Raw genomic sequence first — 16348 nt, 5'->3', positions numbered from 1 at the left:
AAAGGTGGTTGACCCTACAATAATTATTGATTTGCTATTTATTGCTTTTCAATCCATAACCTAGCATTCACAAAAGCTTCTATCCAAGGAGAAACTTCATCTTGTCTTCCTTCTGGATAATTGGCCCAGTTCCATTGAAAGGTAGAACGCTCAATATGAGGCATCATTACTAAGTGACGCCCTGTTTTATCAGACATCATTGCTACATTATAATCTGAACCATTTGGATTAGCAGGATATCCTTCATATCCGTATTTAGCAACAATGTGATATTGATCTTCAGATAGTGGTAAATTGAATTTGCCTTCTCCGTGAGAAATCCATACTCCCAGTGTACTTCCAGCCAGCGTAGATAGCATTATAGAATTGTTATCTTGTATTTTTACAGAAGTAAAAGAGCTCTCGTGTTTATGAGACTCGTTATGAGTCATTTTTCCGTGAGTAGAATGATCAGGATTAATTACTTCAAGTTCCATAAATAATTGACAACCGTTACAAATACCTACAGAAAGAGTATCTTCTCGTTTAAAGAAGTTTTTTAGAGCAGTGTTTGCTTTTTCGTTATATAAGAAAGCACCTGCCCATCCTTTTGCAGAACCTAATACATCACTATTAGAGAATCCTCCAACGGCACCAATAAATTGAATATCTTCTAAAGTTTCACGACCAGAAATAAGATCGGTCATATGTACATCCTTAACATCAAATCCAGCTAGATACATTGCGTTAGCCATTTCTCGCTCAGAATTACTTCCTTTTTCACGAATAATAGCAGCTTTAGGTCTTTTTTGATTTGGAATAACAGGAAGTTTTCCTGTAAATTGTTTTGGGAATGAATACTGCAAAGGTTGTTTTGCATAATTTTCAAACCTGTCGTTGGCTAAGTTATTAGCCGTTTGCTTTTGATCTAATAGATAAGAAGTTTTGTACCAGGTATTTCGCAGATTTTCAATATCAAGATTATATTGATCTGCACCATTTTTTATTTGTAATGCACCATTTTCGGATACTTTACCAATATTGAAAAATGCAATATCATTTTCTGAAAGAATAGCTTCTATATTAGAACCAATCTTACTTTGTAATACAATCCCTGAGTTTTCTGCAAATAATAATTTTATCGAATCTCCCTCAGCGATATTGGTTAAATCAATATTTGCTCCCAAGTTAATATCTGCAAAACATAATTCTAACAGCGTTGTGATTAATCCACCAGAAGCAACATCGTGACCAGCTACAATGTGATCTTCATTAATAAGCTTTTGAATAGTATTAAAAGTGGTTTTAAAACTTGAAGCATTTTTAATACTTGGAGCTTCTGTACCTATTTTATTAATTATTTGCGCAAATGAAGAACCACCTAGTTTATAACTATCCTGAGAAAGGTTGATATAATAAATATCTCCACCATTTTTTTGAAGAACTGGTTCAACAATTTTATTTATGTTATTACAATTAGCAGCTGCAGAGATAATTACCGTTCCTGGAGCAATTACATCTTCATTCGCATATTTTTGCTTCATTGATAAAGAATCTTTACCTGTTGGCACATTGATCCCTAAATCAATAGCAAAATCTGATATTGCTTTTACGGCTTTATATAGTCTGGCATCTTCTCCTTCATTTTTACAAGGCCACATCCAGTTTGCTGATAAAGAAATCGACTGCAATCCGTCTTTAAGAGGTGCCCAAATAATATTTGTCAATGCTTCTGCAATAGAGTTTTTACTTCCTGCTTCAGGATCAATAAGCCCAGAAATAGGAGAGTGGCCAATACTTGTTGCAATACCTTCTGTACTATTATAATCCAATGCCATAACTCCACAATTGTTAAGTGGCAGTTGCAAAGGACCAGTACATTGTTGTTTAGCTACTTTTCCACCAACACATCGATCTACCTTATTAGTTAACCAATCCTTACAAGCTACGGCTTCTAATTGTAGTACTTGTTCAAGGTAACTATTGAAATTGTTTTTATCATAACTGACACTATCGTAGTTTCTATTTATGGTTTTGTCGGTCATAATAGTTTTAGGAGAACTACCGAACATATCTTCTAAAGCAAGATCCATAGGTTTATCACCTTTGGTTTTTGATTCAAAAGTAAATCTATGATCGCCAGTTACATCCCCTACCTGATATATTGGAGATCGCTCACGTTCTGCAATACGATTAAGGGTGTCTATATCTTTTTGACCGATCACTAATCCCATTCGTTCTTGTGATTCGTTACCGATGATTTCTTTTGCTGATAATGTAGGGTCTCCAACAGGTAGCTTATCCAAGTCGATCTTACCACCAGTTTCTTCAACGAGTTCAGAAAGACAATTTAAGTGACCTCCAGCTCCGTGATCGTGAATTGAAACGATAGAATTTACATTGCTTTCTACCATACCTCTAATAGCATTGGCGGCACGTTTTTGCATTTCAGGATTTGAGCGTTGGATAGCATTTAATTCTATACCACTACTAAATTCTCCTGTATCTGCAGAAGATACTGCAGCTCCACCCATACCAATACGATAGTTTTCACCACCAAGAATTACTATTTTATCACCTTTTTCGGGTGCTGCTTTTATAGCTTGTTCTGCTTTACCATAGCCAATTCCACCGGCTTGCATAATAACTTTATCAAACCCTAATTTACGGGCATCTTCTTCATGTTCAAAAGTAAGTACAGAACCGATTATTAATGGTTGTCCAAATTTGTTTCCAAAATCAGAAGCTCCGTTAGAAGCTTTGATCAAGATATCCATAGGAGTTTGGTATAACCATTTTCTTTCCTCTACACCTTGTTCCCAAGGACGATTTTCATTTAATCGAGAGTAAGAAGTCATATATACAGCTGTTCCTGCAAGTGGTAAAGAACCTTTTCCTCCTGCAAGACGATCTCTTATTTCTCCTCCAGAACCTGTTGCCGCTCCATTAAAAGGCTCAACGGTCGTAGGAAAGTTGTGTGTTTCTGCTTTAATTGATATAACACTTTCAAACTCACTGTTCTCATAAAAATCGGGCTTGTCAGCACTTTTTGGAGCAAACTGAGTTACTTTAGGGCCTTTTATAAAGGCAACATTATCTTTGTAAGCAGAAACAATATCATTAGGATTTGTTTCTGAGGTTTTCTTAATTAGTTTGAAAAGAGAAGAAGGTTTTTCTTCACCATCAATAATAAAGGTGCCATTAAATATTTTATGTCTACAGTGTTCAGAATTTACTTGTGAAAACCCGAATACTTCAGAATCTGTAAGTTTTCTGCCTATTTTTTTAGAAACCTCTTCGAGATATTCAATTTCTTCATCATTTAGAGCTAGTCCTTCACTTTTATTGTAAGCAGCGATGTCATCTATTTCTAATATAGGTTCAGGTTCAATGTCAATAGTGTATATCTCTTGATCTAAACCGTTATACTTCTGAGATAACATTGGATCAAAATCTGAGAACTCTTCTGATACCAATGTAAACTCTTCAATACGTATGATACCATCAACACCCATATTTTGGGTAATCTCTACGGCATTAGTACTCCAAGGTGTAATCATGGCGGCACGCGGACCAACAAAAAAAGCGTCAATAGACGCCGCAGATATTTTAGGTTGGTTGCCAAATAACCATATCAATTTTTTAATGTTTTCTGATGAGATTTCGTCAGCTGTTTGTACTGCAAAAATATTCTCTTTTGGGTTTCCGAAGAAGTGGATCATGCTCCGAGTACTTTGTGTTGTTTTTATTAAGCTGCAAATTTACTACTTTTCTTCGGAAACTATATTATAAAGTTATTGTACAATTATAGAGTTATCCACTAAATTTTAAACAATACATTAATAAAAAAATAAAAGCGGCTACATTGCCGCTTTTATTTTTTACTGTACAATGACTTTATGTATGACTTTCTTTTGAGATGTTGTTAATTCGATAAGCAACATTCCTTTTGGAAGATCTATTAGCATTGTTCTTTGTTTAGTACGAGAAACATCAGATATTAATATAAGTTTACCAGTGATGTCAAATACTTTAACCTCAATATCCTCTGAAACATTTTTAGAATCTATAAAAATAGTTCCGTTTGAAGGGTTAGGGTATATACTAAACTGTTGAGGCTTTATATCATCAACAGATAATGTAGTTACTGTATGAGTTCCCAGATCATCACAATTATCTAAAGCAAAGGAATTCCATTCATTTGCATCATAAACTGTATTAGGAGATGTAATGGTTTCTTTTCTTACCAGTGTTGTATTTTGAGCATAATTAGAGCCGTTTCCTAAAGTTCCTAAAATGTCAATTAATGTATTGTTTTTAAATAAACCAATTGCATCATTACCATTAAAGCCTGTGATAGAGCTGTTAGAATCGTCTGCGCTTCCTAAATTAGAACAGGTAAGTGCAAAAGATGTATGTGCGATTACAAAAACATCATTATCGGCTATTGAAGATCCATTAGGAAAAGTATATGTAGCTGTCCAACTTGCGTTTCCATTGCTACTTAATCGAAGTTCGTAATCACTAAGTGAAACCGAAGCACCCGTGAAATTAGCTATTTCTATGGCTTTGTTATTACTACTTCCTTCTATATACTCAGAAATAAATAACACATTGGAGTTTCCACTACCAGCAGTCGTGGTTCCGTTAACCGAAGTACTTTGTGCAGAACTGTTTCCTGCAAGATCTTTTGCCAATACAGTAAACGCATATGTGGTTTGAGGAGTCAATCCAGTAATTGTAGTATTTGTTGTTGAGACCGTTTTATTAAACGAACCATCAACATATACATCATACGCAGTTACTCCAATATTATCTGTAGAAGCGGTCCAGGACAAATCAATACTATTAGATGTCTCGTTAGAAACTATAAGATTTGTTGGTGCCGTTGGTGCTTCAGTATCTGTAACCCATATCATTCCTACATACTCTGGATGATCAATAAAAGGGTTTGCATTACCTTGAAAGTTATAAGAAGCGTTATTTCTATCTATTTCTCTTTGAGATACAGGATCACCATTATGCCAGTTTACTAGAAGGTTTACAAACCAGGTTTCATATACCTGATCATTAGATCCATCCAACGGGTTTTCAGGAACGGCATTGGGATTATCCCACGTATTAGAAGTAACTTCATCTTCATATCTTGTAGCAAAATATAATAAAGCTCTTGCAATATCTCCTTTAAATTCATCAATAGGTTCGAATACTGTTCCCGAATATCCAGTGGTAGCACTTGGACCTCTTCTGGAGCCATTTGAATATGTGTCAGTAGGAGTGTTAACTTCTCCAAAAGGAAAACTTCCTCTTTGACCATTTACATAACCATCTGTAGGAACGACATGATGAACATCAGTTCTCATAGGAGTTAAGCTATTAAAAAAACCTTGCGGGAATAAGTGTTCTCTATTATAACATCCTCCTTCTGTATTTCCTACATTGCCACAAGCATCACCAGGAGCATTTCCTCCATTGGTATCATGTGCATAGTTATAAGAATCAGCTCCTGTAGGATTTTCTGAATACATATCAAGTACTGTGTTATCATTTTCATAATAACTATCATTATCTGTAGTTTGATAAGCGGTATAGAGTGCAGAATATCCTTGATCTACGTGACCGTTTGATATAATATTTTTTAGTTCAGTTTTTAAAGTGTAGCCTGTGAGTCCTGTCGCACTATCATAATAATTAGCTGGAACCTGACTATATCCCAGATATAATATGCTAAATGCTATTAAAAGTAACCTTAATTTCATTTGTATTTGCGTTGAGTTATTTTCTTTGCAGTAATGCCATATAGAATCCATCAAAACCGGACTCTGATGAAAGTATTTTTTTGTCTTTTACAAAGGTAAATTCTTTTCCTGTCTCTTTTGCCAAGAAGGCTTTAACTTGCTCTTGATTCTCAGATGGTAAAATAGAACAGGTGGCATATACTAGTTTTCCTCCTGGATTTACCATTTTAGAATAGCTTTCTAATATTTGAGATTGAGTTTCTTTTATTTTATCCAAAAATTCTGGCTGAAGCTTCCATTTAGCATCTGGATTTCTACTTAGAACCCCTAAGCCGCTACAAGGAGCATCGATCAATACGCGATCCGCTTTACCGTGTAGTTTTTTAATATCTTTTGTACTCTCAATTGTTCGAGTTTCGATATTATGTGCTCCAGCTCTTCGAGCTCTTCTCTTAAGCTCTTTTAATTTATTACTATAGATATCCATAGCAACAATTTGACCTTTATTTTGCATCAATGCTGCAAGGTGAAGTGTTTTTCCTCCAGCTCCAGCACAGGTATCTACAATTCTTTGACCTGGTTGTACATCCAGGAAATTAGCAACTAGTTGTGAAGAAGCATCTTGTACTTCGAATAACCCATTTTTAAAAGCTTCTGTAGAAAAAACATTAGTTCTTTCTGTAAGTTGAAGTGCATCAGGATACCCTTTTATGAACTCTAGATCAATTTCTTCATCTTCAAGTTTGCTTCTGAGTTTATCTCTTGATATTTTTAAGGTATTTGCTCTAAGAATTACAGGTGCTTGTTGATTTAAAGCATTTATTTCTTTATCCCATTTTTTCCCTAATTCCTGCTCTCCTAACTGATCCATCCAATCAGGGATAGATTCTTTAAACTTTCTTACTTTACTAAGCTCATCAAACCTCCCTTTGATACGTCTTGTAGGAGTTGGAGCAATTTGTTTCCAATCGGGTAAAGTGATACCTCTAAGCGTAGCCCATACGGCAAATAATCTCCAAAGATTTTCTCGTGAATATGGTTCTGATACCTCTGCGATTTCTGCGTATAAACGTTTCCATCTAACAATTTCATACGTAGTTTCAGCAACAAAACTGCGATCACGAGAACCCCATCGTTTATCACGTTTTAATAATTTTTGAACAACCTTATCTGCATAAGCTCCTTCATTAAATATTTGGTGCAGTCCATCGATAACTGCAAAAACTAAATTTCTATGTAAACGCATCTTTAATTTTTAAGGGGTTGCAAAGGTAGTTCTTTGTAATAAAATACCATTATATTTGAGCAAAATTATTGAGAATGAGGATAATCACAATTGTAGCTCTAATTATGTTTTTCGTTTCGTGTAAAAAAGAAGTAACTAAGGAACATAATTTTACTCAAGCAACTATAGAAACAGTATACCAGGATTCTATAAGTATCAGAGCAATAACTATGGATAAAAATCTATTGATGTATGCCGGTAATAATGGTAAGTATGGCTATTTTAAGCTTAATAAGAGATATGTAGAGAATAATGCTTTATATCAATTTTTTAAGAAAAAGAATACAGGGGTTTTTAATTTTGAAGGAAAGAAACCAAGTTTTAGAGCAATAGCAGATACGAGGGCATATTTTTTTGTTTTGAGTATTGAGTCTCCTGCTTTATTATATAAAGTCAGTAAAAGATCAGGAAAAGTGAAATTGGTTTATACTGAGCGTCATGAAAAGATATTTTATAATTCGATGATGTTTTGGAATGAAAAAGAAGGTATAGCGATGGGTGATCCTGTTTCTGACTGTTTATCTATTTTGATTACAAGAGATGGGGGAGAGAGTTGGAATAAGTTATCTTGTAATGAACTCCCTAAAACAATTGAAGGAGAAGCTGCTTTTGCCGCTAGTGATAGTAATATTAGTATTGTGGGAGATAAAACATGGATTATATCTGGAGGAATGAAATCCAGGGTATTTTATTCTCCTGATAAAGGAAAAAATTGGGAAGTATATGAGTTACCGATTGTTCAGGGAACTAGTACTACAGGTGCATATACTATTCATTTTTATGATGAATCAAACGGAGTTGTTTTTGGTGGGGATTATACCAAACCAGAAAAAAATATTGCTAACAAAGCTATTACAAAGGATGGTGGAAAAACATGGCAATTAATTGCAACTGGAAAAGAACCAGGATACAAAAGTAGTGTACGTTATATACCTAATAGTGGAGGTAAAGAGATGGTAGCTATAGGATTTACAGGTCTTTCTATTTCTAATGACTATGGAGAAAATTGGAAAGAATTAAGTAAAGAAGCTTTTTTGACACTACGATTTGTGAACGATAGTACTGCTATAGCAGCTGGAAGAGATAGAATAGCGAGAATAGTTTTTAGATAAAAAAAAGAGACAATTTATGTCTCTCTTTTATTTATTTGAAAAATACTATGGATTATTGCTTATTTCGTTTTCTTCTTTCTTGTAATTGTTTCATAAGTCTTCTGTTAAAATCGGCTTCAGCTTTAATTAATCTGAGTATCTTTTTATTAGGTAATACTTTTTGTAAATCTTTAATCAATTGCTGTCGTAATTGAGATTTCGTTTTTACGGTTTCCAGATATTGATTTAAAAAATCTCCAGCTTGTTGATCATTAAGACCATCTGGACCATTATTAGCTTCTTTTAAAGATCGAATTAGTTTACGTTCTTTAAATTTTAATTTATCTACTTTTTCTTCGTGATTATTATAGATTGGCCAAAACTTTTGAGCCTCACTACCATTTAAATCAAGTTGATCTGTAATATACCCGACCTTAAAAGCTTTCATCCTCTCTCTAGGGCCTTTCTGAGCAAAAGAAGCACAGGATATAAAAACAACACAGGCCAATAGTAATATTTTTTTCATTCGTTTCATTTTATTCTATATATATAATGTCTTCATCTATTTCTTCATTAGATAGATATTCTATTAGTTCCTCTTCATCAATAGATTGGTCGTTAAAAGTCTCTGCAAAACTGATATCCTCATCTAGCAGAGAAGCAATTTCATTATCGCTTAATTCTACATTTCCTTCATCAAAATAAGATTGTATATCAGCTACGTCAATTTTATTAAAGTCAAATTCTTTATCCTTAGAAGTATATACAGTAAGAATTATAGCTATCATTGCTGCAATACTAGAGAAGTATAAGATATTTCGTTTAGAAAATATAGATATAACTTTTCCTGAAGATTTTTCAGCATCAATCTTTTTTGAAAGGTTATCATCAAATTTGGCAAAATAATCATCAGGAACTTTAAACCCTGTGTTTTTGTTATCAGATAAATGACTTTCATTTTGAGTAGGTAAAGAAGCGAGAATATTCTTTTCGAAATCTTCGAAATAATTATCAGGAACTTTAAACCCACTTTTATTTGTATGTAAATTATTCTTTTTCACTATTAATAAGACTGGTTAAATGTAAAAAGGTTTAATCATTTTTTAAAAAATCTTCAATTTTTTTTGTGGCATGATGATAAGAAGCTTTTAAAGCCCCTTCACTTGTTTCTAATATTTCTGACATTTCTTTGTATTTAAGTTCTTGAAAATATTTCATATTAAATACTTGTTGTTGCTTTTGCGGTAATGTGGCAATAGCCTTTTGTAGCTTTAATTGCATGGCATCCCCTTCATAGTATACATCTGCCTGCATATTCTGTACCAATTGTTGACTTAATTCTTGATTAGTGATATTATATTTCTTTGCCTTCTGATTAAGAAATGTTATAGATTCATTGGTAGCAATACGATATAGCCAGGAATACAGTTTACTATCTCCTTTAAAGTTTTTAATATTCTTATAGACTTTAATAAAAACATTTTGAAGTATATCATCAGTATCATCGTGATTTTTTACCATATTTCTTATATGCCAATAGAGACGTTCTTTGTATAAAGACACAAGTGTGCTAAAAGCAGCATTAATGTCTTTTCCAGATTGTAGTTCTCTAAGTAAGTATTCTTCTTTATAGATATTCAATGTTAGAATGTAGTTTTGATATTGGTTGTTTTTAGTAATATGACATATCTATGACTAATTTAGAGAAAAAAGGTTTAATTAACTTGTATAAAAATTTTTTATTGTAATTTTTTGTAGGAAAATGTAGGAATAAATGTTAAATTATATGATTATTGTTGTTTTTTATAGATTAAATGCGCAAAAAGTTTGGTGAACTGAAAAATAGTTGTATCTTTACAAAGTGAAAATGAGTTAGTACTTTCATTTCCCCCAAGATGAAAGTTATATAAAAAGTGAGTTTTAATTTTAGAGTAAGCCCCTAAATTAAGATGATTTGTGTGAAGAGAAAGAGTGCGAAAGCACTCTTTTTTATTTTTACACATTTTTAGCACTTTTTAAATTGATAAATATAGTAGTATAGGAAATTATTATATTTTTTTGTAAGTAGGAATAATACTACAATTTATTATAATTATATCATTAAATTGGTTTAAAAACACATTTATTTCGATAAAATGCATAAAAAATTTGTTTTATTAAAAAATAATAATATCTTTACAGTGTAATAATGGAGTTAGCCTTTCATTTCCCCCAAGATGAAAGTTTTTTATAAGAGTGAGTTTTAATTTTAGAGTAAGCCCCTAAATTAAGATGATTTGTGTGAAGAAAAAGAGTGCGAAAGCGCTCTTTTTTCATTTTGTAAAAATAAAGGTATATATTATTTGTAGGAATTAACTTTCATTTTTATTTATTTTTTTAAAATTATAATGGTTGAAATTAATTTTTTATAGATAAAAAGCATAAAAAGTTTGCTTAACTGAAAAATAGTTGTATCTTTACAAAGTGAAAATGAGTTAGTGCTTTCATTTCCCCCAAGATGAAAGTTATATAAAAAGTGAGTTTTAATTTTAGAGTAAGCCCCTAAATTAAGATGATTTGTGTGAAGAGAAAGAGTGCGAAAGCACTCTTTTTTATTTTATAGGTATTAACAAATCTTAAGAAGTAATTATATTATGTACTCATAGTAATTTGTAGGATAAATACTACTTTTTATCATATTTTTTAGTTTAATTATGATAAAAAACACTTTTTTTAGATAAAATACATAAATATGTTTGTAGGTTTCAAAAATGATTGTATATTTACACCAGTAAAACAGAATTAACCTTTCATTCCCCCCAAGATGAAAGATTTTATAAAAAGTGAGTTTTAATTTTAGAATAAGCCCCTAAATTAAGATGATTTGTGTGAAGAAAAAGAGTGCGAAAGCACTCTTTTTTATTTTGTAATTATTTGATAAATAGAAGTTTAGTTATCTAATGATTGCATTGTTACTAATTTTTGGTATACTCCGTTTTTTGCAATTAATTCTTCATGTGTACCTTTTTCAACAATCTTACCTTTTTGCATTACGACGATTAAATCTGAATTTTGTATTGTCGATAACCTATGGGCTATTACAATACTAGTTCTATTCTTCATCATGTTCTCTAATGCTGATTGTACCAATCTTTCACTTTCGGTATCTAGAGCAGAGGTAGCTTCGTCCAATATCATGATTGGAGGATTTTTTAATACAGCTCTTGCAATAGATAAACGTTGTTTTTGTCCACCGCTTAATTTATTACCACTATCACCTATATTAGTATCTATTCCTAATTGTAGATCTTTAACAAACTCCCAGGCATTAGCAACTTTTAGAGCTTCAATAATTTCGCTATCAGATGCTGTTTCATTTCCGATAAGAAGATTGTTTTTTATAGTATCATTAAAAAGTATAGAATCCTGTGTAACGAGCCCCATTAAATTTCTTAAAGATTCTTTTGTTAATTTTCTGATATCAGTGCCGTCGATTTTAATATTGCCTTTATTTACATCATAAAATCGAGTAACTAGATTTGCAATAGTCGATTTACCACTACCTGATTGTCCTACCAGAGCAACAGAACTTCCTTTGGGTACGTTTAATGTAAAATCGTTAAGAACATATTCATCTTCATATTTAAAAGATATGTTTTCTATACTAATTGAATTATCAAACCCTTTTTTATCAATAGCATCATGACTATCCTTCAAAGGAGATTCTGTATTGAGTATTTCAAGAACACGTTCTGCAGCTGCATTACCTCTTTTTACACCATAGCTTGCTTTTGAAATTGCTTTGGCAGGAGTAAGGATATTATATGCTAATCCCATATATACAATAAATAGTCCTGGATCTAATGTTTTTTCTACAAGAACCATTTGACCTCCATACCATAGCAATACCGCTATTACAGTGATTCCTAAAAACTCACTCGTTGGAGAAGCAAGGTTTTGCCTGTTAAGTAATGAGTTTGAAAAATCATAAAATCGTTGTGTAGATGCCTGGAATTTTTTACCGAAGATTTTTTCAGCATTAAATCCTTTAATTACTTTCAATCCACCTAGAGTTTCTTCAACAATTGATAAAAAATACCCTTGTTCCTGTTGAACTTTATCTGAGTGTTTTTTTAACTTTTTTCCTATCAAAGAAATCACGAATCCAGAAATTGGTATAAATACAAATACAAATATTGTAAGTTTTAAACTTATTAAAAGCATTGTAAGTATTGTAAATATTATCATTAAAGGTTCTCTAACGATTAGCTCTAGAATAGATAAAAAAGAATGTTGTATTTCTAATACATCTGTTGAGATCCTGGCAATAGTATCTCCTTTTCTTTTTTCTGAGAAATAGGAGAGAGGTAGTTCTACTGTTTTTCGATATAGTTCATTTCTAACATCTTTTAGCACACCATTTCTAAGGAATGTAATGAAGTACATAGCTAAATAACTAAATATATTTTTCAAGAAAAACATACTAACAACGAGAGCAACCATAAAAATAAGCACATCATCATTTCCTTGATCAGCTTTTTGAGTTACAAAATAGTTGAGGTAGCTTTCACTATATTCTCTTACCTTCAGTATTCCTTGCCATTCTGGTTCTATTCTAACTTTTTCTGTTTTTCCGAATAAAACATTAAGCATCGGAAACAAGGATACCATGGCCAGCGTGCCAAAAAGAGCGTAAAATATGTTTGATATTATATTAAGTACAGCAAACATTCTGTACGGTTTCGCAAAGCGAAGGATTTGTTTAAAATAATTCATTATAATTTATCAGCAGTACATACTGCTATTACGTTAATTTTAGATCTTTTTTGATCAATTCTATTTTGTTGTCTAATTGATGTTGTACTTGATCAAAATCTGTGATAGTACTCAGAGATTCCTGAACACTCATGTAAAATTTGATTTTAGGTTCTGTACCACTAGGTCGAGCAGCAATTTTACTTCCAGTTTCTGTATAAAAAATTAATACATTTGATTTAGGAATGTCTATTGTTTCTTCTGTATGATCTTGTAAGTTTTTGGCTATCCCGGTTTGGTAATCTTCGATCAGCACTACTTTTTCTTCATTTATATATTGAGGAGGATCGTTGCGTAAATCAATCATAGTTTGTTTGATTTCTGCTGCGCCATCAATTCCTTTTTTTACTAGTGAAACTAAACTTTCTTTATAAAAACCATATTCAGTATATAACTCTAATAATTTATTATAGAAAGAACTACCCTTTGCTTTGGTGTAGGCTACAATTTCACAGGCCAATAGAGTAGAGGTAACCGCGTCTTTATCTCTTACAAAATCCCCAACCATAAATCCAAAACTTTCTTCTCCACCTCCTATAAAGTGTTTTTCTGGAAAATCTTTAATAAGTTTTGCAATCCATTTAAAACCAGTCAATACTTCTTTATATTCTACCTGATAAGCATCTGCAAGACTTTTCATCATCGGCGTAGAGACTATAGTAGAAGCTATAAATTCATTTCCGTTAAGGCCTTTATTGTTTTTATAATGTTCTAAAAGAAACCAAGTCATAACGATCATAGTTTGGTTTCCATTAAGCAATTGCAATTCTCCATTGTTATTGCGTACAGCAATTCCTAATCGGTCACAATCCGGATCCGTACCGATTACAATATCAGCTTTAACTTCTTGCGCTAGTTGCATTGCCATCGCCAGAGCTTCCGGTTCTTCAGGATTTGGAGATTTTACTGTTGGAAAATTGCCGTCAGGTTGTTCTTGTTCTTTTACGATATGAACATTGTTATACCCTGCTTTTTCCAGCGTTGTTGGCACTGCTGTGATTGAAGTACCATGAAGCGAAGTAAATACAATTGTAGTATCATCTTTTGCTTCTTGAGTAGCTACAAAACTTCCGTTTTTTACACTTTGTTCAATAAAAACTGTATCGATTTCCTGATCTATTTTTTGTATTAGATCCGTATTCGCTTCAAATTGTATATCTGAATATTTAAGACTATTGATTTCTGCAATAATTTCTGCGTCTTGTGGTGGTACTAATTGCCCTCCATCTTGCCAATACACCTTATAACCATTATATTCTGGAGGGTTATGACTGGCTGTTAATACAATACCGCAGTGACAGCCTAATTCTCTCACAGCAAAAGATAACTCAGGAGTAGGACGAAGGCTGGAAAAAAGATATACTTTAACTCCGTTAGCAGAAAATACATCGGCAACTATTTGCGCCAGCGTATCACTATTATTTCTACAATCATAAGCGATAACGGCTTTTGGTTGTTGATCACTAAATTGGCGTATTAAATAATTACTTAACCCTTGAGTACTTTTACCTAGTGTATACTTATTAATACGATTGGTTCCTACACCCATTATACCACGCATACCTCCAGTACCAAATTCAAGGTCTTTGTAAAAGCTTTCTTTTAACTCTTCTGGATCCTGATCTTGTATTCTTTTTATTTCTTTTTGTGTGGCATTATCAAAGGTTGGTGTAAACCATTCTTCAACTTTTGAATTTATTAAGGAATCTGTGATTTGCATGGTTGTATTTTTGGTTTAAAAGCTTTCTTAAGTGTAGTTAACAGTGGGCAAAGTTAAGTTTTGAAATTGGATAATTCCTAATGAAAGAGATCTTTTTATAATCTAATATCATTTAAGAACTGGTATACTCTTAAAGATGGATTTTTTCTGAAATGTTATAACGTTCTTTATTGCGCTTACTGGTCAATATAATTTCTCCTAAAAACCCAGCAAGAAAAAACTGTGTTCCTAATATCATAGAAGTCAAAGCGATATAAAATTCTGGTCTTTGAGCAATAAGCCTTCCTTTGGTTTCAATAAATAATTTATCTATTCCGAGATAGAGAGAGAGGAAAAAACCTACAATAAAAAGTATTGTTCCAATAAGTCCAAAGAAATGCATTGGTCTTTTACCAAAACGTGACATAAACCATATTGTCACCAGGTCAAGGAATCCATTTATAAATCGATTCATCCCGAATTTGGTTTTACCATATTTTCGGGCTTGATGTAGTACTACTTTTTCGCCTATTTTTGAGAACCCCGCATTCTTTGCTAATACAGGAATGTATCGATGCATTTCTCCGTGAACATCTATGTTTTTTACAACAATGTTTTTATAAGCTTTTAGTCCACAATTAAAATCGTGCAGTTTGACACCAGAGGTTCTGCGAGCTGCAGCATTAAATACTTTAGAAGGTAAGTTTTTTGCAATTACAGAGTCATACCGCTTTTTTTTCCATCCAGATATTAGATCGTACCCTTTGTTACTAATAAGATCATACATTTCAGGAATTTCTTCTGGATTATCCTGCAGGTCAGCGTCCATTGTGATCACAACATCTCCTTGGGCTTCTTTAAATCCAGCATGTAATGCCTGGGATTTACCAAAGTTTTTCAGAAACCGAATTCCTTTGACATTGGAGTCTTTTAGAGATAGTAGATCGATGGTTTTCCAGGAGCCATCTGTACTACCGTCATCAATAAAAATAATTTCGTAAGAAAAAGAATTGGATTGCATAACTTTTGCAATCCAATTGTATAATTCGTTTAGCGATTCCTGCTCATTGAGCAGTGGTATGACCACTGATATATTCATATGTTAATAAAGATCTTGTTTCTTTTGCATAATGAGACCTCCGATAAGAGAAATAATAAAACCGAAGAATAAGCTTCCTATTATAGAAAATGCAATACTAATAAAAGGACTACTAAATTTTTCCATTATCGAAATACTTTGTTCAGCCATTTCTTCTGTAATATTAGGATCTTCTAGCATTTTTTCTCTTTGTGCATCAAGAACCTGTTGTGTATAATCGGGCTCAATCACTGTTGTTAATGTAAGTGACCAGATCGCGCCGATAATACCACCTATCATAGCAATTCCGATTCCTACTTTTAAGGCATCTGTTAGGGTTAAGAACCCATTGTTAGAAGTTTTGTAAGCTTTAATACCATAAATGACTACGCCAATAAGAATTAAAAATCCTGCAACAGAGTATATCCAATGTGGATCTGTATATTCATTGGTAATGTACATTACTACACCAAGAAGTACCGAGATTATACCTAATATAATTCCGTAATTAATAATAATTTTCTTAGCGGGTGCTTTCTCATTTTCCATAATTAATGTTGTTTTGGTTATCTATAAACCATAAGTATTCAAATATACTAAATTGTTACAAGTATGGGTGATAAATATATTATAATGGTGAATTTAAAATGAGTTTGCTACGAGTAAATAAAGGAATTTTATTGC

11 protein-coding genes are annotated in these 16348 nt (G+C 32.5%); 1 reads left to right on the top strand and 10 read right to left on the bottom strand.

What is annotated here, in order from left to right:
* Positions 1-38: 38 nt before the first annotated feature.
* The 3 genes from purL to U0D62_RS16615 form a co-directional block, all read right to left on the bottom strand.
* Complete coding sequence (gene purL / locus U0D62_RS16625) at positions 39-3701, bottom strand: phosphoribosylformylglycinamidine synthase (RefSeq protein WP_322288451.1); 3663 nt, start codon at positions 3699-3701, stop codon at positions 39-41.
* A 159-nt stretch (positions 3702-3860) separates the two neighbouring features.
* Complete coding sequence (locus U0D62_RS16620) at positions 3861-5738, bottom strand: endonuclease (protein ID WP_322288450.1); 1878 nt, start codon at positions 5736-5738, stop codon at positions 3861-3863.
* Positions 5739-5754: 16 nt separating this feature from the next.
* Positions 5755-6963 (bottom strand): RsmB/NOP family class I SAM-dependent RNA methyltransferase, encoded by a 1209-nt coding sequence (locus tag U0D62_RS16615; RefSeq protein ID WP_322288449.1) that lies wholly within the window; start codon positions 6961-6963, stop codon positions 5755-5757.
* Between the two features lie 74 nt (positions 6964-7037).
* Between U0D62_RS16615 and U0D62_RS16610 the strand changes: the two genes are divergently transcribed.
* On the top strand, positions 7038-8114 hold the full coding sequence (locus tag U0D62_RS16610; RefSeq protein ID WP_322288448.1) for a WD40/YVTN/BNR-like repeat-containing protein: 1077 nt from the start codon (positions 7038-7040) through the stop codon (positions 8112-8114).
* Between the two features lie 52 nt (positions 8115-8166).
* On the opposite strand, the gene U0D62_RS16605 is transcribed toward U0D62_RS16610, so the two are convergent.
* The 7 genes from U0D62_RS16605 to U0D62_RS16575 form a co-directional block, all read right to left on the bottom strand.
* Positions 8167-8619 carry a hypothetical protein gene (locus U0D62_RS16605; protein ID WP_322288447.1) on the bottom strand — a complete coding sequence of 151 codons (453 nt, stop codon included), beginning with the start codon at positions 8617-8619 and terminating at the stop codon, positions 8167-8169.
* A gap of 10 nt (positions 8620-8629) precedes the next feature.
* A complete protein-coding gene (locus tag U0D62_RS16600; protein ID WP_322288446.1) occupies positions 8630-9154 on the bottom strand; it encodes a hypothetical protein in 525 nt (174 codons plus the stop codon).
* A gap of 31 nt (positions 9155-9185) precedes the next feature.
* Positions 9186-9728: an RNA polymerase sigma factor gene (locus U0D62_RS16595; protein ID WP_322289098.1), complete on the bottom strand. Its 543-nt coding sequence runs from the start codon at positions 9726-9728 to the stop codon at positions 9186-9188.
* Between the two features lie 1293 nt (positions 9729-11021).
* Positions 11022-12848, bottom strand: coding sequence for an ABC transporter ATP-binding protein (locus U0D62_RS16590; protein WP_322288445.1), 1827 nt, complete (start codon positions 12846-12848; stop codon positions 11022-11024).
* 28 nt (positions 12849-12876) lie between these two features.
* Positions 12877-14607 (bottom strand): phospho-sugar mutase, encoded by a 1731-nt coding sequence (locus U0D62_RS16585; RefSeq protein WP_322288444.1) that lies wholly within the window; start codon positions 14605-14607, stop codon positions 12877-12879.
* 130 nt (positions 14608-14737) lie between these two features.
* Positions 14738-15685, bottom strand: a complete 948-nt coding sequence (locus U0D62_RS16580; protein ID WP_322288443.1) for a glycosyltransferase family 2 protein — start codon at positions 15683-15685, stop codon at positions 14738-14740.
* Between the two features lie 3 nt (positions 15686-15688).
* Positions 15689-16213 (bottom strand): DUF4199 domain-containing protein, encoded by a 525-nt coding sequence (locus U0D62_RS16575; protein ID WP_322288442.1) that lies wholly within the window; start codon positions 16211-16213, stop codon positions 15689-15691.
* Positions 16214-16348 lie beyond the last annotated feature (135 nt).

The sequence above is a fragment of the Aquimarina callyspongiae genome (genome assembly GCF_034322225.1).
Lineage (GTDB): Bacteria > Bacteroidota > Bacteroidia > Flavobacteriales > Flavobacteriaceae > Aquimarina.
This window is presented reverse-complemented; position numbering and strand designations above follow the sequence as displayed.